Origin of the sequence: Rubellimicrobium mesophilum DSM 19309 (genome assembly GCF_000600335.2) — a bacterium.
GTDB lineage: Bacteria > Pseudomonadota > Alphaproteobacteria > Rhodobacterales > Rhodobacteraceae > Rubellimicrobium > Rubellimicrobium mesophilum.
In genome coordinates, this window is sequence record NZ_KK088554.1 from 103361 (window position 1) to 121671 (window position 18311).

An 18311-nucleotide genomic window follows, 5' to 3' on the forward strand; every position below is an offset into this window, starting at 1 on the left:
CCAGCCCGGTCGTCTGGCGCAGCGGCAGCCCAAAGAGCGCCTTCAACATCAGGCACGCCTGGATGGCAGCATCCGAGAAGGTGGTCGGACGCCCGCGCCGGCCACTCGGGGCGGCGATCCACTCCATCTCGGGATCAAACCAGACCAAAAGCGAGCCGCGCTGCTTCAGGGCTTCACTGTAGGCGCGCCAGTTGGTCGTGCGGTAGGTCGGAGGGTCAGGCTTGGGCATCCTCATCCACTAACCCACTCAGCCTCCAAGAGGAATCCCGCAGGATTTGCGCAACAGAGCCCGTTAAGAACGTCTCTTGCTCACTGCCTTTACGGGCGAGCCGTGCAGTCTAGGGCCGAAGTTAGATAGGAGTTGGGGGCGCCGGCGAGGGTGCGAGGTCAGGTCATCCTGACTTGAGGCACGGCAGGGCCGGTGGCCTTGTGCTGGCATTGCAGCTCAAGGATTGGTCCCATGTTCATCGAACTCTTCAAGCGGGGTGGCTTTGTCACCCTCATCTGCGGCCTCATGGCCCTGGGCTTTGCCTGCCTGGCGCAGGACGCTCGCACGACGGCGCAGGCCCTCGCTGACCACGGCCAGACCGCCATCGCCACGGTGATGGACAAGGAGCGGGAGACCACCCGGCGCTCTTCGGGCAGCGGCAGTCGCCACCAGACCCAGACCTCCTACACCGTGACCTACCTCTTCGAGGTCGACTCCGAGATCCAGCGCGTCGAAGTGGGGGTGCCGGAGGAGGTCTACGACGCGGTCCGTGTCGGCGAGCAGGCCGAGATCCGCTACCTGCCCGAGGAGCCCACCGCGGTCGAGGTCTTTCCGGGGCAGATGGCGAGCGGCGGGACCGCCATGGCCGTCGTCGCGGGGGTGCTGGCGCTTGCGGCGGTGCTGGCCGCCGGGATCGCCGTAATACTTACCAAGCGCGCGCGGCTCGGGGCCCAGCCTGCGTGAACGCCGGAAGAGGGGCAGCTAGGCTTGAAGCCCATTTCAGCGCTGCTGAATAGGATCGTCCCGTTCCCGCCCAAGAAGAGCCGCGTGTGAAGATATCAGTGTCGCGCCCCAACGAGATGCGGCAAGGCGGGCCAGGCCTCCTCTTCTGAGCCTTCGGCATGGACAAGGCGGAACAATGCAGCGTGACGGATCATGGGGTGTCTCCAGAACAGTGGCCTGACTGGCGCACAACTCGCGAACAAGGGCAATCCTGACCAATAGGCTTGCTCCTAGGCCCGGCCATCAGGTGGGGCGCCGGTGCCGAGGTCACCAGCACTCCACGATCTGACCGCGCCATGGACTCGTCAGGCGAACTCGGGCCGCTCGATCACTGTCGTGCGGTGCAGCCCGGCCCGCCGGTCGTACTCGTCGGCCAGGGCCCGCAGCGCAGCGCCGCCGTCGCCCTCGAACGAGGGCCCATGCATGAGCGCGAGCCGCCCCGGCGCGAGATCCGACAGCCGCCGCAGTGTGCTCCCCATCGTGGGGTTCAGCGCCGAGTAGCCGAACAGGTCCTCGGCCGCCGCGGCCGGCGAGACGATGTCCCCCGTGATCAGCGCCGGCCCGTCGCCCAGTTGCGTGAACAGGTCCCCGCAGAGCAACGTGCTGGTCGTTTCCTCCATCATCACGCCTGCGTCCCAGCCGTGCGGCGTATGCGGCGTGTCGATGTAGCGGATCCGCTTGCCACCGAGGTCGATGACCTCGCCGTCTTTCAGCACCCGTGGGGCCCGGTCGGCCATGTCGTTCAGCGACACCATGACCCCGGTCTGGCCGTGCGTTACCTGCGCGTCCGGCGCGACAGCCAGCCACTCGTTCATCGCGCCGCACTCGTCGGCCTCGTAGTGGCCGAAGCCGATCCAGCGAAGCCGTTCAGGCGCGACCAGGCGGGACAGGGCGTCCCGATTGGAGCCGAACATCTTCCGCAGGCCGGTATGAAAGAGGAGGGGCTCGTCTCCGAGGACCAAGAAGGAATTGAAGGTGAAGCCGGCGGGAGGGGCGATGCCGGCGACAAAGGTGGACAGTCGGTAAATGCCATCGGCAATCTCGCTGATACGGGTTTCCATGAACGTCTCCATCAAATGAGGTCCGCCTCGGCCCGTCCCGCCCTCGGGCGCTGGACTTTGGCGCTTTCAAAGTACATACATGTATAGCGAAATACTCCCGGCCTGTCAATTCGGTGCACGGGCATGTGCAGGTAATGAATCCATGACCCGGACCTACACCCTCAAGAAGCGCGCAGAGAAGTTGGCCGAGACGCGCCAGCGCATCGTGGAGGCGGCAGTCGAGCTGCATGGCACCGTCGGTCCCGCCGCCACAACGCTGAGCCAGATCGCTGAGCGGGCAGGTGTGCAGCGCCACACGCTCTATGCCCACTTCCCCGATGAGCGGAGCCTCCACATGGCCTGCTCAGGCCTGTTCTTTGGCGAGCGCAGCCCTTTGCCCGATCCGGAGACCTGGCGGACCATTCCCGACCAGCGCGACAGGCTGCGAACAGCTCTGGGGGAGATGTACGCCTGGTACGAGCGCAACGCGCCGCTGGTTGCCTGCGTGCTGCGCGACATGGAGCATCATGCCCTGACGCGGGAGATCGCTCAGCTGCGAATGGGACCGGTCATGGCCACCATGGGCGAGGTGCTCGGGGAAGGCCTGCGACCCGAGCAGCTTGCCCAGCTGCGACTTGCGCTCAGCTTCCACACTTGGCGCAGCCTCGTGCGCGAAAGCGGGCTCGAGCCCGACGCGGCGGTTCAGGCGATGGTCCGGGCGGTCCTGGGGTGAAGTAGCCCATCATCGGCCGCCGCTTTCCTCTCCAGCTGCCCCGCGGAGGCGCCACACGTCCCGATCAGGGCCGGTTCCGGGGGCTCTGCACCCTTCGTTCCAGCCCCGAAGTGCCGTCGCGCCCAGCGCAGGAAGCCTGCAAGCCGAGGATGGCTCGCCTCGGTGGCATCGGCCATGATCCAGACTTCGCCGGCTGAGCTGAAGGAAAGGTCGAGCGCTTGGAGACGCTCGTCAGCTTCGGCCAGACGTGTGGGCAGGAGCGCGACGCCTTGTCCGCGAGCACAGGCGTCAAGCTGGGCCAGCGGGCTGGACGAGAGCAGCGCGACCGTGCCTCCCAACTCGGCGAAGCGCCGGTAGGCGGGCACCAGGGCGAGTGAGCCCGACGCGCGGATCACGCGGTGGCCGGTAAGATCGGTCACCCCTGGCGGGAGGGGATATCGGTCCAGATAGGAAACAGCGGCGTAGATCCCCATCTCGATCGAACCGATCCGGGAGCCCGCGCGACCTTCGGGCGGCGCGTCTACGGGGCAGACGAGAAGGTCGTAGGCCGCGGCCGGGAGGTCAAAGAGGTTCTCGTAGACGGCGAGTTCGGCGGGGACCACGGACCGCTCGCTCCAGGCTGCAACGGCATCGCTGACGAAGAGACGGGCCGTGACCTCGCAGGCGGCAATGCGGATGGGAGCGGGCTTCGCGGTCAGCTCTATCTCTGCCTCACGGGCTGCGGCCTGCATTGCTCGGGCGGCCCGCAGCAGCACCTCGCCGCGCGCGGTAGGCTCCAGCTGGCCCGCCTCACTGCGCCGGAACACCGGTCGTCCTCCGGCTTCCACGGCGGCCATGCGGCGCGACATCGTGGATTGGCTCACGCCGAGGCGGCGTGCCGCCGCCGAGAGGCTGCCCGTCTCCGCAACCAGGAGGATGTCCCGGAGGTCGTTCCAGTCAGGCAGGTCAGGCTGTGGCATCGGGGGCCATGCAAAAGCGGATGGGTCTCTGCACCTTTGCGGATTGAGGCAAGAGGGTCAATACCACAGATATCGGGCCATAGCTGCTTGGAGTTTCCGCTATGCCCTTTGATCTGACTGGTTATCTCGCCCGCATCGACCACGACCCCCTGCCTGTGTCTCCGGAGGGCTTGACCGCGCTCCAGATCGCGCAGTTGCGGGTCATTCCCTTCGAGAACAGCGAGCCTCTGCTGGGGCGGGTCCCTGACCTCGCGCCCAGCGCCATCTGGCGCAAGCTCGTGGTCGAGAAGCGCGGCGGCTACTGCCTCGAACTCAACACGCTCCTCGGGCAGGCGCTTGAGGTGCTAGGCTACCAAGCCACGCCCATCCTGGGCCGCGTGCGAATGGGGGCTGCTTCGGGGGGGCCGCGGGCGCACCTCGCCCACATCGTGACGCTGGACGGAACGGAATGGCTGGTCGATGCAGGCTTTGGCGGGCCGGGCCCTGAGGCACCGCTTATGCTGGGCTGGGAGGCTCCGGCCGAGCAGGGTTGCGGGACGTACCGGCTGAGGCCGGACGCGGCGACCGGCGAGCAGGTCCTGGAGCGGCAGACGCCGGACGGCTGGTTCGCGCTCTACGGCTTCGACCGTGTACCCGTGACAGCCCCCCGACGTCGTAGCGGCCAACGTGGTTTGCGCCACATGGGACAAGTCGCCTTTCCCGAACCGCCTCATGATGCATCGCTTGCTTTCAGGCGGACGGGCGAGCCTCTTCGATCGCGCGCTGAAGCGGCCGGAGGGCACGCGCGAGTTGCAGAGCAGGGCGGACCTCTCGGCCGCTCTTACCGAAGTCTTTGGCCTGCCGGCTGACCTCTCGCGGGATGAAGCCATCTGGCGGAAGATCGACCAGGAGATGGCATTGGCCAGCTAAGGCGGCGTTTCAAGCCATGGCGAGGGAAACAGCCTCTGGACGGCCCAGGTCTAGTACCTGGGCTACGCGCTCTCGTAGCCAGACCTGGGCCGCGTCGCCCTCCTGCCGTCGGTGCCAGAACAGTCTCGCATCGAGCAGAGGCGGGTCGATTGGCGGCAGAAAGAGGTCGAGCCCGAGGACCGGGGCTACCCGCCTCGCATAATGGACAGGGAGGCTCCCCAGAAGCCCGGCTTCGGCGACCGCAAGGGCGACCGCCTGGAAATGTGGAACCGTCATCGCGACCTGTCGCACAAAGCCGTTCTCTGCCAGAGCCCGGTCGACAGTGCCGGTTCGTCCCCCGTCCATCGACATCAGCACCTGCGGAATGGCGCAATAGAGTTCGGGTGGGATCCTCTGCCAGGGTGAGATACCGGCAGCCGCCAGTAGGCGATCGTCCTTGCGGGCCGCCGTCACGATGAAGGAACGATGCAGGGTCCTTTGGCAGATCCAGTCTGGGGTCTCGAACTCTGCATCGACCGCCATGTCCACTGTCCCGTCGGCCAGCCGAGCCACGATCTCGCGCGAGGGCACGTCGAGCATCTGGAGGACCACGCCAGGCGCCTGCTCGCGCACCACCCGGGCAAGTCCCGGCATCAGCAAGGTTGAGAAATAGTCCGAGCCAATGATCCGGAAGGTCTCGGTCGCCGAAGCCGGATCGAATCGCACAACGGAAGCCAGAGCCTCCTCGAGTTGCTGCAGCGCCGCCTTGACCGGGCTTGAGATCTGCTGCGCGCGGGCAGTCGGCACCATACAGTTGCCTTCACGCACGAACAGAGCGTCTCCAGTGATGTGACGCAGCCGACCCAAGGCCGAGCTCACGGCCGGCTGGCTCAGGCCTACCCGCTCTCCCGCTCGCGTCGTGTTCAGCTCGAGCATCATCGCATCGAAGACGCGCAGGAGGTTCAGGTCCACGGCGGCGAAATTCATGCGGCCAATAACCTCGATACCATCATTCGATTTCTAGGCAGCGTCTGGCGCGAGTAAATCTTGTCCTGCCCGGGGCGCCAAGCCCGAGGATCAGCCAAGCGACCACATTAGGCGCCCGGAGCACCCCAAAGCGTCTGCCGGGCCGGATTGCAGCTGACGTTCACATCATGACTTTGGAGACGATTCATGCCCACCTATCTTTATCACGCGGTTGCCCTGGCTTTGGCCGCGGCAGCCAGCGATGCCCTGGCTCAGCCGGAGCTCCTCGAGGCCGTCGCCGCTCGGATCGACCTGTCGTCCACGCCGGCCGAAGGAGAGCCGACCTTTGCAGAGGTCCGCGCGGCCACCGAGCGCTTCCTCGATGTTCAAGTGGCGCTGGCCGAGGGCTATGTCCGCGACCCCGGAAACGTGTGCGACACCGCCGAGATGATGGGCCGGCCCGCCGAGCTCGGCGCGATGGGCGTCCACTACTTCCGCCCGGACCTGCTCGGCGTCACCGCGCCACCCAACCCCCGAGTCGATGGCACGGGCACGCACACCGACTTCCGCAAGCCCGCCGTCCTTATCTACGAGCCCCAACCTGACGGGTCGTTGGTCCTGGTGGCGGTCGAGAACCTCGTATTCGTGGAGGCCTGGGAGGTGGCGGGGCACGCGGAGCCCCCGAGCTTTCACGGGGTCGCCTACGACCTGATGGTCGACGACCCCGCGACCACCGTAGACGAGGCTCACATGTTCGAGCCGCACTACGACCGCCATGTCTGGCTACATCGGGAGAACCCGAGCGGCGTCTTCGCTCAGTATAATCCTCTCGTCACCTATGACTTCCAGGTCGGCGCTGGGCACCAGCACAACCATTCCTGACGAACCTTGCCGAGCGTCGGGCCGCAGTTCCGGCCCGGGGCTACGGGCCGTCTCTAGCTTTCACGCACAAGGAATTCCACCATGTACGACGTTGCCATCGTTGGCGCGCGCTGCGCCGGCTCGGCCCTGGCTCTTCGGCTCGCGCGCGAGGGGGCCAAGGTGCTCCTCATCGACCGCGCCAGCTTCCCGAGTGACACCATGTCGGGCCACTTCATCCAGCCAGCCGGGGTCTCCTGCCTGCGCCGCATGGGCCTTCCTGAGGAACTCCAGGCCCTAGGCTCGCCGCCACTGGAGCGCATGACCGTGGACTTCGGCCCAGTGGTGCTGTCCGGCTCTCCCGCACCTATGCCCGACGGCACGGCCACAGGTTACGCCCCGCGCCGCTTCCGCTTCGATCCCATGCTCGCAGACGCGGCCGTGGCCGCCGGGGCGGTGCTGCGGGAATGCACGAGCTTCGTCGAGCCATTAATGGAGGCGGGCCGGGTCACTGGGATCCGGACCACAACCCCCGCGGGAGCAGTCGACGACGTTCCGGCCCGGGTGGTCGTTGGCGCTGACGGCAAGCGCTCGCGCGTGGCTCGAGCAGTTGGAGCTGAAAGCTACAAGGCGCACGAGGCCACCACCTGCACCTACTACACGTACTGGGAGGGCATGGGTCGTGACCGAAACCCGCCTCTTTGTGCGCGACGGGCTCTTCGCTGTGGCCGTCCCCTGTGGCGGTGGGTTGACCTTCTTGGCGGTCGTGTGGCCGAGGAGCGTCTTCGCCAAAGTGAGGCAGGACATTGATGGCGCCTATCATCGCGCCGCGGCCCGCGTTCCCTGGTTGGCCGACCGTCTGGTCGGGGCCCGACAGGCCGAGCGCTACGTGGGGACTGCTGACCTTGACGCATTCTTCCGGACCGCTTCTGGCCCGGGCTGGGCACTCCTGGGGGACAGCGGCCACCACAAGGACCCAATCACTGCGCAGGGAATGACGGATGCGCTCTTGGATGCGGAACTGCTGGCTCGGGCGATCTTGCAGGGCTTGGGAGGGACTCGTTCCCTCGACGACGCTCTCACGGATTTCTGCCGCCAGCGCGACAGTCGGGCTGGCCCGATGCATGAGCTCACGGCCGGGTTCGCCCGCCTCCAGTCGCCCCCGCCCGAGCAACTCGCGGGTATGGCAGTGGCTGCGGGCGACCCAGTTGCGACCACCCGGTTCTTGGGAGTAATCGCGGGCAGTGTTCCCGTTGAGGAAGTGTACGGGCCGCCCGACGCGGATGCCATGGATCCCGCCGCTTAGTGTGGGCTTCGGCTGCGCCTCAAGACGCTGCTCACCGGGTCTGATCCGCCCGGGAGCTATGCGCTTACGTGCTCTACACGCTGGGGCAGCCAGTCCGGCCGGGAGCAGAGCGTCAAGAGGCTACTGACGGCCTCCAGTGGGGCGATCTGGAACGGCGACGTGGCCCCGACTTTGTCCGGCGTGGCCAGCACGACCGTCTCGGCCGCCGACCGGATCAGGCGCGACTTGAGAGCGGCTTCCTCCGGGTGGCCCGTGGTCAAGCCTGCCTCGGAATGCACACCCGTGACCCCGAGGAACAGCAGGTCCGCCGAGATGCGCCCGAACGCCTCGGCCGTGGCTGCCCCGAGCGCCACCATGGAGAGCCGGAGGAGCGTGCCGCCGATCAGGATGACGTCCACATGCTCGAAGGGTTCCAGGGCGGCGGCGATCGTCGGGCTGTGTGTCACGATGCTGGCGTGAAGGTCGCGGGGCAGGGCCTGGACCAGGGCCAAGTGGGTCGTGCCCCATCAACGATGATGATCTGCCCAGGCCGGATCAGTTCGGCGGCCCGCCGGCCGAGCCGGACTTTGGCCTCTGGCTGCATGGCCCCGCGCTCGGCCAAGGGCCGGTGCGTGGGCGAGGCCGGCAGGGCACCGCCATGGACCCGGGTCAGCCGTCCCTCGGCCGCAAGTTCGCGCAGGTCGCGCCGGATGGTGTCTTCCGACACCTGCAGCTCGACCGCGAGCGTGGCTGCGACCAAGCGGCCTTCGACGGCAAGGCGGTCGAGGAGCAGGGCCTTGCGTTCACGGGTAAGCATGGTCCGACCTGCATGAGTATGCACAATAATGAACGATATTGCGCGAAGCTGAGGAGCGTGGCAAGTGAGCGTCGATAACCAAGGAGACTCCCATGCCGATGCCCATGATGATCCTGATCGCCGGTCCCTACCGCTCTGGCACTGACGACGACCCCGACCGGATGGCCGCCAACCTGCGCCGGTTGGAGGAGGCGGCCTGGCCCATCTTTCAGAAGGGCCATGTCCCCATGATCGGCGAGTGGGTGGCGCTTCCCGTGCTGCACGGCGCGGGCGGCGGTCAGGTGGGCGACGCTCTCTACGACCGGGTGATGCACCCGACCGCGCATCGCCTGCTGGAGCACTGCGATGCCGTGCTGCGGTTGCCGGGCGTCTCGACGGGAGCCGACAATGACGTGCGGATCGCGCAGATGCGGGGCATCCCGGTCTATTTCTCGCTCGACGAGATCCCGGTCCACTTGGTCGAAGCGGCTTGAGGGCCGGCGCGGTGAGGTTGTCGGTTCAGCCTGACTCCATCGCGCCCGTCTGATCTTCTCCCGTCGTCTGCTCCCCAGGCTGGTCCATACCAGTCAGCAAGGCGCGCTCTGCCATCAGCGCCTCGCCCACGATGTCGAAGAACGCCCGCACCCGAGCCGTGCGCCGCAGGTCGGCATGGGTGACGATCCAAAGTTCGCGCGAGAGGTCCGGCACGGGGCCGAGCAGACGCACGAGGTCGGGCTCGGGGTCGCCCAAGTAGCAGGGCAGCACGGCCGCGCCGAGGCCCGCCCTGGCTGCCACAAGCTGGTTCACCACGCTGTTGGTCCGGTAGACGATCTGCGTATCCGGGACATGGCGGCCCAGCCAATCAGCGGCGTTGATGCCTCGCACGCCGTCTTCCCAGCCGATGACCGGCAGGTGAGACAAGATCCCGAGGCCGTCCTCGCCCGAGACGCCCAACTCCCGGGACGCATAGACCGTCCAAGCGATGTCGGCGAGCTTGCGGCCGTGGAGGTCGCCTTCGGTGGGTCGCATGACCCGCAGCGCGATGTCGGCCTCGCGACGCGAGAGGCTCAGGATGCGATTGTCGATGACGAGCTCGACGGTGATGCCCGGATGGGCGTCGCGGAAGCGACGGATGGCCGGAGTGAGTAGGCGAAAGGCCAGCGTCTCGGACGAGGTCACGCGCAGCCGCCCCGTGAGCCGGACATCCTGGCCGGCGATGTCGCGGCCCAGCGCGGCGGCCTCGGTCTCGATCCGCTCGGCCGCCGCGGCGGCCCGCTCGCCCGCGGCGGTCGCGAGGTAGGTGCCGCCGGGCAGGCGCTCAAACAGCCGGACGCCAAGACGCTGCTCCAGGCTCCCCAGCCGACGGAACGCGGTCGAGTGGTTCACGCGCAGAGCCTCGGCCGCACCGGTCAGGGAGCCGGCCCGGGCCACGGCCAGCACGAGGCGCAAGTCGTTCCAGTCGTCCATGGCTTTGGTCCCTCCGAGCGGTGCCTCATGCTAGTCCAGCCCCAACAGTCGCGCGCTTGCAATCCTGCAAGCTCACCTTGCCGAACTCGCGATGGATTTGCGCGTCGTGGGCCGGCAGATTGCGGTCATCCGAGGCCACGACGGCCTTGGGCCAACCTCGACAGGACCCCTCCCATGACCTCTCCTCTCGCGCCGGATGCGCGGGCGGGCCGGGCCGGCGTTACCCTTCTGCGGGTGTCGCTCGGCACGATGTTCCTCGCCCACAGCGTCATCCTCAAGCTCTTCACCTACACCCTCCCGGGCACCGCCGCCTTCTTCGAAGGTGTGGGCCTGCCCGGCTGGCTCGCCTACGTCACCTTCGCCGCCGAGGCCGCCGGCGGCACGGCGCTCGTACTCGGCGTCCAGACACGCTGGGTGGCGCTACTCCTCAGCCCGTTCCTGCTGGGCGCCCTGGCCACCGTCCACTGGGTCAATGGCTGGGTCTTCACCGCGCCGGGCGGCGGCTGGGAGTATCCCGCCTACCTCTTCGTGCTCTGCGTCGCGCAGGCCCTTCTGGGCGACGGCGCTTGGGCGCTGAGCCCATCCATCTCCCTCGGGCGCCTGTTCGGCCTCGCTCGCCCCCAGCCCCGCCTCGGCTGAGCGCGTGGCCCATCCCCTGATCCCGACACCCTGTCCAGCACAAGGACTGCACCCATGAAGCTCTACTACGCCCCGGCCGCCTGCTCCCTGGCCGTCCACATCGCCCTGCGCGAGGCAGGGCTGGCCTTCGACCTCGTCAAGGTCGATCTCGGCCGACATCAGTTGGGCGACGGCTCTCTGCTCACAGCTGTGAACCCCAAGAACTACGTTCCCGTCGTAGACCGAAGCCGGCGACGTGCTCACCGAGGTCGCGGCGATCCTGCAATGGGTGGCCGAGCAGGCGCCCGCCAGCCACCTCCTGCCGCCTTCGGGGACTCTGGAGCTGCAGCGCGCGCGCGAGTGGCTCAACTTCATCGCCACCGAGCTGCACAAGGGCTTCTCGCCCTGGCTCTGGCACAAGGAGACGGAGCCCGCCACACGTGAGCAGGTGGTCCAGAAGCTTCATACCCGCCTGGAGTTCGTGGACCGGTACCTCACCGGGCGCGACACCGTGCTCGACCGCTTCGGCGTGGTAGACGCCTACCTGTTCACCATCCTGAACTGGGCCGGGATCCTCCGCTTCGACCTCTCGGCCTATCCGGCGATCCACGGCTACCTCGGTCGCATCGCCGCTCGTCCAGCCGTGCGCGCCGCACTGACCGCCGAAGGGCTGCTCAAGGCGGAGGCGGCCTGAGATCGGCACCTCCGCAAGATCGGGGGTGCGGCGGCCCGCGCTCCCTCTCGTTCACCGTATCCTCTGGAGACCTCCCATGCCCCGCCTGGAGCTCGTCAGCCATGCCCTTTGCCCTTACGTCCAGCGCGCCGTCATTGCGCTGACTGAGAAGGGAGTACCCTTCACCCGCACGATCGTCGACCTTGACAGCAAGCCAGCCTGGTTCACCGCCATCTCGCCCCTGGGCAAGGTGCCCCTCCTACGAGTGGGCGACGCTGTTCTCTTCGAGTCCGCCGTGATCTGCGACTACCTCGACGAGACCTTGGAGCCGCGGCTGCACCCGGCTGATCCGCTGGAGCGGGCGCGCCACCGCGCTTGGATCGAGTTTGCCTCGACGGTGCTCAATGACATCTGGCGGCTCTACACGGCGGCGGACGAGGCGGGCTTCGACGCGCGCCGGACCGACCTAGCCGCCCGCTTCGACCAGATCGAAGCGATCCTGGGCGAGGGGCCCTGGTTCGGAGGCAAGAGCTTCTCACTGGTGGATGCGGCCTTTGGACCGGTGTTCCGCTACTTCGACGTCTTCGACGGCTTCGTGGACCTGGGGCTCTTCGACGGGCGGCCCAAAGTGCATGCCTGGCGGCTCGGACTGGCGGCCCGGGCCAGTGTGCAGGGGGCCGTCGCGCCCGACTACCCCGAGCGCCTGCACGCCTTTGTTGTGCGGCAGGGCGGGCACCTGGGCCAGCTCGCACTGCGAGTCGAGCAGGCCGCCTGACCTGAGGCGTTGACCAGACCACGCGGCGGGCCATCGAGATCAGTGGGCCGCCGAATGACCGCTTACCTGATCGGAAGAACGCCCCATGCCCATGATCACAGTCCGGTACGTCACCCCTGAGCCACGCCCTGAGCTTCCCGAGCAGGTCGCGACCCTGGCTACCCGGCTGGCAGCCGACCACCTCGGCAAGCGCCCGGAGGTCACGGCCGTGGTGGTCGAGCTGGCCGCACCGGGATCGTGGTTCGTCGCCGGACAGAACCCAACACAGCTCGGGCTCTCCGCCTTTTGGCTCACCATCACGATCACCGCCGGAACGAACGTGAAGGCCGAGACGGCCGCCTTTGTCCGGGCCGCCTTCGACAGCATGCTGGAGCTGCTCGGTCCGGTTCGTGAGGAGAGCTACGTTCTCGTGCAGGCGGTGGATGGGGACGCCTATGGCTATGGCGGGCGGACGCAGAGCGCTCGCTGGGCTGACGCCCACCTAGGCTGAGCCGAAGCATGACCGGCAGGGACGGTGAGCCTATCCCAGCGGACCAGAACCATGGTCTAGGGAAGGGCCCGAACAGCTGCTGGAACGAGTAATGAGTTCCAAGGATCTGAGATGAGCAAGCTACTGCAGAAAGCGATCGACAACAACGTAGGCCTTTACCGGACCATCCTCGGCCACCTTGGGATCGGTTGGCACGTCGAGGCTGACCTGGCCCACACAGGCGAGAAGGCTCCTCCCTACTACTCGAACGCGGTTACCCGCTCAGAGCGGTGGCGGCCCGACGACCGGTTCCAGCGCATTGCCGAGGCTGCCACAACGAACTCCTGGGCCGACTGGTCGATCAAGGACAGCCACGACGTGCTGGATCTCACCCCACATGGCTTCCGAAGGCTGCTCCGCGCCAGTTGGATCCACCTAGACGCGGCCATCCTGCCGGCCGCCTCGCACGATCTTCGATTCGAGCTCGTGGCGGAGGAGGAGGGCTTGGCCCTTTGGCGAGCCGCCTGGGACCCCAACCTCCCGCTGGGTCAGCTCCTCTTCGGGCCGGAGCTGCTGCACGACCCGGATCTTGCTTTTGTCGCGGGATACGACGGCGACCGCCTGATCTGCGGCTGCCTTGTGAACCGAACCGACGATGTCCTGGGGATCTCCAACTGCTTCGCACTGGAGGAGCCGAGGGCCAGCTGGGCTGCCATGGTGCGCTTCATCACCGATCGGCTCGGCCGATCCAGCCTCGTGGGCTATGAACGCGATGCCGCTCTGGCCGACTTCCAGTCGATCGGCTTCGAGCCGATCGGCAGCCTGCCCGTGTGGCACCGTCCCGCAGCTTAGCAGAGAATGCTTGAGAAAAGCAGTAGAACGGAGAGGCTTTCATTAGTCTGACCAGGTCAGCCTTGATGCTGCTGACCGGGCCGCAGTTGACCACCTCGGACCCGATTGCGCCAAATGCTCCCGACATTGTCCGTTCGGAGCGGAAGTCTGTCACCTCGTAGCAAGCCCGGAGCATCCCAAGCCTCTACTCTGGCGCCGAACACCAGCCCAAGGAGGATCCCATGTTCATCGCTATACTGGAGTTCGAAGTGGCAGAGGCCGACCGGACCCGCGCGCTCGACGCGCTGTCGCACGAAGCGGACGAGGTCCGGGCCATGTCGGGCAACATCGACTTCCGGCCCTTCCTCGACCCGGCGAAGGCGAGCCAGGTCGTCCTGCTGCACGAATGGGAGGACCAGCCGAGCTTCCGCGCCTACACGGACAGCCCGGCCTTCGCGCGGCTGGGTGCGGCGCTCCGGCCGCTGATGACCAAAGCTCCCCTGAGCCGACGCTTTCAGGCCGAACTGGCGCAGGTGGTGGCGTGACGGGGTACCCAGGATGACGATGGGCTCGCATGACCGCCACTGAGGCCCAGGTCGTGGCGCGGGTCTTTGAGCCCGCTCCGGCGCAGCGCTTCCAGATGCCGTGCCACTACCTGCTCCATGCCGAGCAGGGCGCCCTGCTCCTTGAGGCGGGGGGCCTGCGCTGGACGCTGCCCCCGGCGCGGGCGGCGCTCGTCGCCGCGGACGAGCCGGTGCTCGTCAGCCTGCCCCAGCGGGTCGTCGCCTGCTCGGCGCTGTTCTCGCCGAGCTTCGTGTCGGATCCCCCAACTCCACTCTCTGTCTTCGACATGAGTCCCTTGGGCCGGGAGCTGCTCAAGGCGCTTCGCGGCGTGGACGGGCACGAGACCCTCGACAGCCACGCGACGGCCCTGTTCCGAGCTCTGGCCGAGGTGGCCTGGGCGCTGTCCCGGACTCCGTCGCCCGCCGTGATGCCCGTTGCCCGAAGCCCCCAGCTCCGGCGCGCCTTGGCTCTCATGGAGGCGAGGCTCGATCAGGACCAGGGCTTCGAAGCACTGGCAGCCGAGGTCGCCCTGTCGCCCCGTTCGCTGGCCCGCCGCTTCTCGGGCGAGATGGCGTTGACCTGGCGCCAGGCACTCCGCCGCCTGCGGATGGTCCGCGCGGTGGAGCTCCTGGCCCAGGATGGCCTGTCCATCACCGAGGTCGGCATGTCGGTGGGCTACGCATCCCTGTCGGCCTTCAACGCGGCCTTCCGCGACTTCGCCGGACAGACGCCGAGCGATTACAGGGCCAGCTTTCGGTCCTGACCCGGTGCTCCAGTGCTCCGCTCCGGACCCTCGACCCGGCCCAGTTGGCCCTGAGCTCGACGAGTGTGAAGTAGAACGACACCGGTCGTCGCGAGCAGGAGCCCGTCAGCCGCCGGCTGGGCGAACCATATGCCGGACTCGCCCAGGACCAGGGGCAGGGCGAAGCTGAGCGGGATCGCGAACAGGTAAGTCCGCGCGAGGGACAGGAGGGCCGACCGGCGTGCGTCGCCGAGGCTCTGGAAGTAGTTCGCGATCATCAAGCAGGGGCCGAAGGCCACATAGAGCGCGACATAGACCGGCAGGATGCGCGCCACCTCGGCCACCACCGCCAGGTCCTCCACGAAGGCCCGCCCGATCGCGTGCCGCAGCACGATCAGCCCCGCCTCGACCAGGGCCGAGTAGGCCAGGGACACTCTCAGCACCAGCCGCAGCGTGGCGTCCGACCGCGTGCGCAGGCCCGCGCCATGGCTGTTGCAGACCATGGCTTGCAGAGCCAGCGCCATCCCGAGCAAGGGAAGGTAGGCGAAGGTCATGAGGCGGGTGACCACCCCATAGGCAGCCACGGTGGCGTCCTGGTCCGACCCGCCATCAAGGCGCAACGCCGCGATGACGGTCGCGGAACCCAGGGCGATGCCGATGAAGCTGAGGCTGCGCGGCGCCCCGAGGGCCAGGATCCCGCCCCATCCGAAGCGCCAGTCGGCCCTAAGGTCCAGACGCAGGCCGAGAGGCGTTCCCGCGAGGGCGCGGTAGGCGAGGATCGCGGCCAGCGCCAGCGACTGCGCCAGGGCCGTGCCCCAGGCCGACCCGGTAACGCCGAGGTCAAGCCCGACGATGAGGACCGCGTTCAGGCCCAGGTTGGCCAGCGACACCAGAAGGCCCGCCAGGGCCATGAACCCGATCCGGCCCTCGCTGCGCAGCGCGTCCGACTGGACCGACAGCAGGAACAGCAGCGGCGAGGTCAGGACCGCGATGCCGATGAAGCCGTGGCCCATGCCGGCCAGCTCCGACGAGCCCCCCGCCAGAGCCAGGGTGAGCGGCCGGCCCAGGACCCCGAACAGCCCGACCGCCGCCGCGCAGACCACGAGCGCGAGGCCGTGGGCCCCCGCGAGATAGCGGCGCGCCTCCTCCGCCCGGCCCGCGCCCAACCGCTGTCCCAGGAGCGTGGCCATCCCGCTCGCCACCATGGTGGCCAGAGCGATCAGGAGCATGGAGAGCGGGAACACCAAGGTGACTGCGGCCAAGGCCTCGGGACCGACGAACAGGCCCAGGAGGATGGCGTCCGCGACCGTCAGCAGGCCGTTGACGCTGGTGAGCAGCATGATGGGAAGCGCCGTGCGGACGAAGGTCGCCAGGACGGTGCCGCTCAGGTAGGGGTTGCCGGAGGAATGAGGCATGGAAATCAGCCCTGTCATGGGAGATTGCCGACGGAAGGGACCGTCGGCTGGAGAGGGGCGGAACGTCCGGCGCAGCCGCCGGGAGGCGTTGGCGACGCGCCGCTCAGGCCCGCCGCAGCCGCATGTGAGGCTCGCCGTTGCCGGTCCGCGCCGGCGACGTTCCATCCTCGTCGAGCGTGGCGGTCACGCGCTGGCGCAGGTGGGCGTAGGGGCTCCCGGCCGTCACGTTGACCGGCGCGTCGAACAGCACGGTCACCCGGCTCTGCCCCGCGCCCAGCGGCGTCGCGGCCACGAGGACGCCCTCGAACGGATGGCCCAGGTAGGTCCCGGCCACGCGCTCGCCGGACGCCAGGGGCGCGGGGTCCCGCTCGGGCAGGAGGCCGCAGGCGGCGTTCCAGTCGCGGAAGCCGTGCCGCCGGGCCACGGCCTCGAGCGCGGCTCCATGCGTGACAGGCTCGCCCCGGGCCTGGCACTGCTCCCGCCAGATCCTGGCCTCGGTCTTCAGGACTTCGCGGCTACGAGCCGTCTCATGCGACGTCATGGTCGTCCCCACATCCGTGAGGCGGATCATCTCATGGGGCCCGCGTTGCCATGAACCGCCTCGGAGGAGGTGCGATCAGGTCCGTCGAAGCTGACTTCACCATCGGATGTACCGGCGGGCGGCAGGCGTCAGCAGCCGCGCGTTGCATCCACGATCGGCGGGCTCCTGTCAACGTGAATTTGGGCCTCGGCGGAATCTGCTGCCGTCCGGCGATCCTCCGGGATATTCCATGAATGCGAGGGCCGAAGCTGGTATCCTTAGTCACCATGAGGCTCCTCACGCGCCGCTCTCTTTCCCATCTGCCCGAGCGGGTCTGGTCCGTTCTGGCAGACTTCGATCGCTACGCCGATTGGAACCCGCTCAACCTTTCCGCAGTTGGCCGAGCTGAGCCGGGCGCCAGGATCCCGATGACGTTCATCGACCCGGGCCGGCCAGGAGCGACGATCCGGCAGATCGTCACCGTGGTAGCCTTTGACCCGCCCCGGCGGCTGGCCTGGCGGGGATATATCCCGGTGCTGTTCACCGGCGTACATTTCTTCGACCTCGAACCCGCGCAGGGCGGCACTGAACTCACGCACGGCGAGGATCTGTCGGGCCTGGTGCCCTGGACTTGGACACGCGAACGACGGGCCAGGCAGGTGGCCGCCTACGAGCGTATGAACACGCCCTTGAGCAACGGCTCGAGCAAACAAGGTTCTGACGTCGGCTGTGCGTCTATCGCTTGCTTCCCAATCGAAGAAACTCTCGACTTCTCGAAGCGACACGCAAGGACGGCCCTAGGACCTTCCGCCGGCCTCGTTGGTGGGGCGGCCATGCACGGCGAGCTGGGTCTGGCAGTATCACTGCCAGGTCAGGTTGCGGCTGGGGACCCAGCCCTCCCATCCCTCGGCTCGCACCTTCTGCCAGCCGTCCCGCGCATAAGGCAGGACGGCCACGTCGCACTGATCGAGGTTGAGCCCGACCAGGATGCGGGAGGTGTGCGCCGGGTAGGCCCGGACGGAGAGAAGCTCGTTGCGTCCGATGCCGGTCACGCAGTAGCGCGCGGGCGAGACCTGGCCCAAGTAGCGCTTGTGCGCCCAGCCCGCGTAGTGGCCGTCGTCCACCGGGCACCATTCGCCCCGGCACGCGCCCGTGACCACGACGCCGCACTGGCCGTAGCGCAGGCCGGTCAGGACCCGAGCCTGGGCATTGGGCTGGGTGCGCAGGTTCAGCACGTCGTCGCTGCGGACGTTGATGACGCAATGCTCCGCGCCTTGGGCCACCGGGTCTGCCTGGGCCGGCCGGAGCTCCCACAGGGCAGCAAGGGACAGAGCGAAGGCCGCGAAAAGACTGCACGGATGAAAGCGCATCGAAGAAGTCTCCTTAGGTCACACAGCACCGGTGCCCCGACGCCCTGCGCCCTCGACTACGGCCCGGTGCCCTGCCAGGCAAGGCGACGCGGCGTTAGTCAGTAGTGCTGCTTGGGAGCCGAGGCCGGACTTGAGGCTCGGGTGTGGATCAGGGCTGCTAAGGTCTCCGAAAGCGCCAGTGACTGAGGCGATAACCATCCATGGTTTGGCAGACAGATTATACCTGATCCGCCGAGGGGTGGCCCATGCGGCCGGCGCTGTCCGCTCCGAGGCTCGTTGCGGACGCAGTGGGCCCGTTGCCCAGTTCAGCTGGGCAAGTACGGTCGATCCGGCCGGATGCTCATCTCGCGG

23 protein-coding genes and 1 pseudogene are annotated in these 18311 nt (G+C 67.8%); 14 read left to right on the forward strand and 10 right to left on the reverse strand.

Annotation, left to right across the window (positions count from 1 at the left end):
* Positions 1-229 (reverse strand): transposase (locus RUMESO_RS03815; RefSeq protein ID WP_037277707.1); only part of this gene is annotated, 229 nt, incomplete at its 3' end.
* A gap of 231 nt (positions 230-460) precedes the next feature.
* Between RUMESO_RS03815 and RUMESO_RS03820 the strand changes: the two genes are divergently transcribed.
* Positions 461-952: a DUF3592 domain-containing protein gene (locus tag RUMESO_RS03820; RefSeq protein ID WP_037278167.1), complete on the forward strand. Its 492-nt coding sequence runs from the start codon at positions 461-463 to the stop codon at positions 950-952.
* A 344-nt stretch (positions 953-1296) separates the two neighbouring features.
* Here the strand turns inward: RUMESO_RS03820 and RUMESO_RS03825 are convergent, their stop codons facing one another.
* On the reverse strand, positions 1297-2052 hold the full coding sequence (locus RUMESO_RS03825; RefSeq protein WP_037278168.1) for an MBL fold metallo-hydrolase: 756 nt from the start codon (positions 2050-2052) through the stop codon (positions 1297-1299).
* Between the two features lie 142 nt (positions 2053-2194).
* Between RUMESO_RS03825 and RUMESO_RS03830 the strand changes: the two genes are divergently transcribed.
* A complete protein-coding gene (locus RUMESO_RS03830) occupies positions 2195-2764 on the forward strand; it encodes a TetR/AcrR family transcriptional regulator (RefSeq protein WP_037278169.1) in 570 nt (189 codons plus the stop codon).
* Here the strand turns inward: RUMESO_RS03830 and RUMESO_RS03835 are convergent.
* Positions 2734-3723: a LysR family transcriptional regulator gene (locus RUMESO_RS03835; RefSeq protein WP_037278170.1), complete on the reverse strand. Its 990-nt coding sequence runs from the start codon at positions 3721-3723 to the stop codon at positions 2734-2736. The genes RUMESO_RS03830 and RUMESO_RS03835 overlap by 31 nt on opposite strands.
* Positions 3724-3824: 101 nt before the next feature.
* Here RUMESO_RS03835 and RUMESO_RS03840 point away from each other — a divergent pair, with 101 nt between their 5' ends.
* Positions 3825-4571, forward strand: a complete 747-nt coding sequence (locus RUMESO_RS03840) for an arylamine N-acetyltransferase family protein (protein WP_051520992.1) — start codon at positions 3825-3827, stop codon at positions 4569-4571.
* A 70-nt stretch (positions 4572-4641) separates the two neighbouring features.
* Here the strand turns inward: RUMESO_RS03840 and RUMESO_RS03845 are convergent, their stop codons facing one another.
* On the reverse strand, positions 4642-5598 hold the full coding sequence (locus RUMESO_RS03845; protein ID WP_037278172.1) for a LysR family transcriptional regulator: 957 nt from the start codon (positions 5596-5598) through the stop codon (positions 4642-4644).
* 186 nt (positions 5599-5784) lie between these two features.
* Between RUMESO_RS03845 and RUMESO_RS03850 the strand changes: the two genes are divergently transcribed.
* Both RUMESO_RS03850 and RUMESO_RS23905 read left to right on the forward strand, forming a co-directional pair.
* Positions 5785-6459, forward strand: a complete 675-nt coding sequence (locus RUMESO_RS03850) for a hypothetical protein (RefSeq protein WP_245639131.1) — start codon at positions 5785-5787, stop codon at positions 6457-6459.
* Between the two features lie 81 nt (positions 6460-6540).
* On the forward strand, positions 6541-7245 hold the full coding sequence (locus RUMESO_RS23905; RefSeq protein ID WP_082483344.1) for an NAD(P)/FAD-dependent oxidoreductase: 705 nt from the start codon (positions 6541-6543) through the stop codon (positions 7243-7245).
* Between the two features lie 552 nt (positions 7246-7797).
* Here RUMESO_RS23905 and RUMESO_RS26105 read toward each other — a convergent pair.
* Together RUMESO_RS26105 and RUMESO_RS26110 are read right to left on the reverse strand one after the other, a co-directional pair.
* Positions 7798-8187: a DeoR/GlpR family DNA-binding transcription regulator gene (locus RUMESO_RS26105; protein ID WP_245639132.1), complete on the reverse strand. Its 390-nt coding sequence runs from the start codon at positions 8185-8187 to the stop codon at positions 7798-7800.
* Positions 8184-8537 carry a DeoR family transcriptional regulator gene (locus RUMESO_RS26110; protein WP_211262774.1) on the reverse strand — a complete coding sequence of 118 codons (354 nt, stop codon included), beginning with the start codon at positions 8535-8537 and terminating at the stop codon, positions 8184-8186. Before RUMESO_RS26110 ends, RUMESO_RS26105 begins: the two co-directional genes overlap by 4 nt.
* A 92-nt stretch (positions 8538-8629) precedes the next feature.
* On the opposite strand from RUMESO_RS26110, the gene RUMESO_RS03870 reads away from it, so the two are divergent.
* On the forward strand, positions 8630-9010 hold the full coding sequence (locus RUMESO_RS03870; protein ID WP_211262775.1) for a hypothetical protein: 381 nt from the start codon (positions 8630-8632) through the stop codon (positions 9008-9010).
* 25 nt (positions 9011-9035) lie between these two features.
* On the opposite strand, the gene RUMESO_RS03875 is transcribed toward RUMESO_RS03870, so the two are convergent.
* The gene (locus tag RUMESO_RS03875) at positions 9036-9983 is read right to left on the reverse strand and encodes a LysR family transcriptional regulator (RefSeq protein ID WP_037278173.1); all 948 of its coding nucleotides are present in this window, start codon (positions 9981-9983) and stop codon (positions 9036-9038) included.
* Positions 9984-10157: 174 nt separating this feature from the next.
* Here RUMESO_RS03875 and RUMESO_RS03880 point away from each other — a divergent pair, with 174 nt between their 5' ends.
* The 7 genes from RUMESO_RS03880 (at position 10158) to RUMESO_RS03910 (ending at position 14676) form a co-directional block, all read left to right on the forward strand.
* Positions 10158-10622, forward strand: a complete 465-nt coding sequence (locus RUMESO_RS03880; protein WP_051520995.1) for a DoxX family protein — start codon at positions 10158-10160, stop codon at positions 10620-10622.
* Between the two features lie 235 nt (positions 10623-10857).
* Positions 10858-11295, forward strand: coding sequence for a glutathione binding-like protein (locus tag RUMESO_RS03885; RefSeq protein ID WP_211262776.1), 438 nt, complete (start codon positions 10858-10860; stop codon positions 11293-11295).
* A gap of 76 nt (positions 11296-11371) precedes the next feature.
* Complete coding sequence (locus tag RUMESO_RS03890) at positions 11372-12049, forward strand: glutathione S-transferase family protein (protein ID WP_037278174.1); 678 nt, start codon at positions 11372-11374, stop codon at positions 12047-12049.
* An 85-nt stretch (positions 12050-12134) separates the two neighbouring features.
* A complete protein-coding gene (locus RUMESO_RS03895; RefSeq protein WP_037278175.1) occupies positions 12135-12539 on the forward strand; it encodes a tautomerase family protein in 405 nt (134 codons plus the stop codon).
* 111 nt (positions 12540-12650) lie between these two features.
* Positions 12651-13370, forward strand: coding sequence for a hypothetical protein (locus RUMESO_RS03900; protein ID WP_051520996.1), 720 nt, complete (start codon positions 12651-12653; stop codon positions 13368-13370).
* Between the two features lie 221 nt (positions 13371-13591).
* Complete coding sequence (locus RUMESO_RS03905; RefSeq protein ID WP_037278176.1) at positions 13592-13894, forward strand: putative quinol monooxygenase; 303 nt, start codon at positions 13592-13594, stop codon at positions 13892-13894.
* 29 nt (positions 13895-13923) lie between these two features.
* A complete protein-coding gene (locus RUMESO_RS03910; RefSeq protein ID WP_037278178.1) occupies positions 13924-14676 on the forward strand; it encodes a helix-turn-helix domain-containing protein in 753 nt (250 codons plus the stop codon).
* Here the strand turns inward: RUMESO_RS03910 and RUMESO_RS03915 are convergent.
* Together RUMESO_RS03915 and RUMESO_RS03920 are read right to left on the reverse strand one after the other, a co-directional pair.
* Positions 14652-16070, reverse strand: a complete 1419-nt coding sequence (locus RUMESO_RS03915) for an MATE family efflux transporter (RefSeq protein WP_037278179.1) — start codon at positions 16068-16070, stop codon at positions 14652-14654. The two genes, RUMESO_RS03910 and RUMESO_RS03915, sit on opposite strands and share 25 nt — an antisense overlap.
* Before the next feature lie 103 nt (positions 16071-16173).
* Positions 16174-16611 (reverse strand): glyoxalase superfamily protein, encoded by a 438-nt coding sequence (locus RUMESO_RS03920; RefSeq protein ID WP_037278317.1) that lies wholly within the window; start codon positions 16609-16611, stop codon positions 16174-16176.
* A gap of 266 nt (positions 16612-16877) precedes the next feature.
* Between RUMESO_RS03920 and RUMESO_RS28340 the strand changes: the two are divergent.
* Positions 16878-17189, forward strand: a pseudogene (locus RUMESO_RS28340) (SRPBCC family protein); the annotation flags it as partial.
* A gap of 261 nt (positions 17190-17450) precedes the next feature.
* On the opposite strand, the gene RUMESO_RS03925 reads toward RUMESO_RS28340, so the two are convergent.
* The gene (locus tag RUMESO_RS03925) at positions 17451-17960 is read right to left on the reverse strand and encodes an SH3 domain-containing protein (RefSeq protein WP_037278180.1); all 510 of its coding nucleotides are present in this window, start codon (positions 17958-17960) and stop codon (positions 17451-17453) included.
* Between the last annotated feature and the right edge of the window lie 351 nt (positions 17961-18311).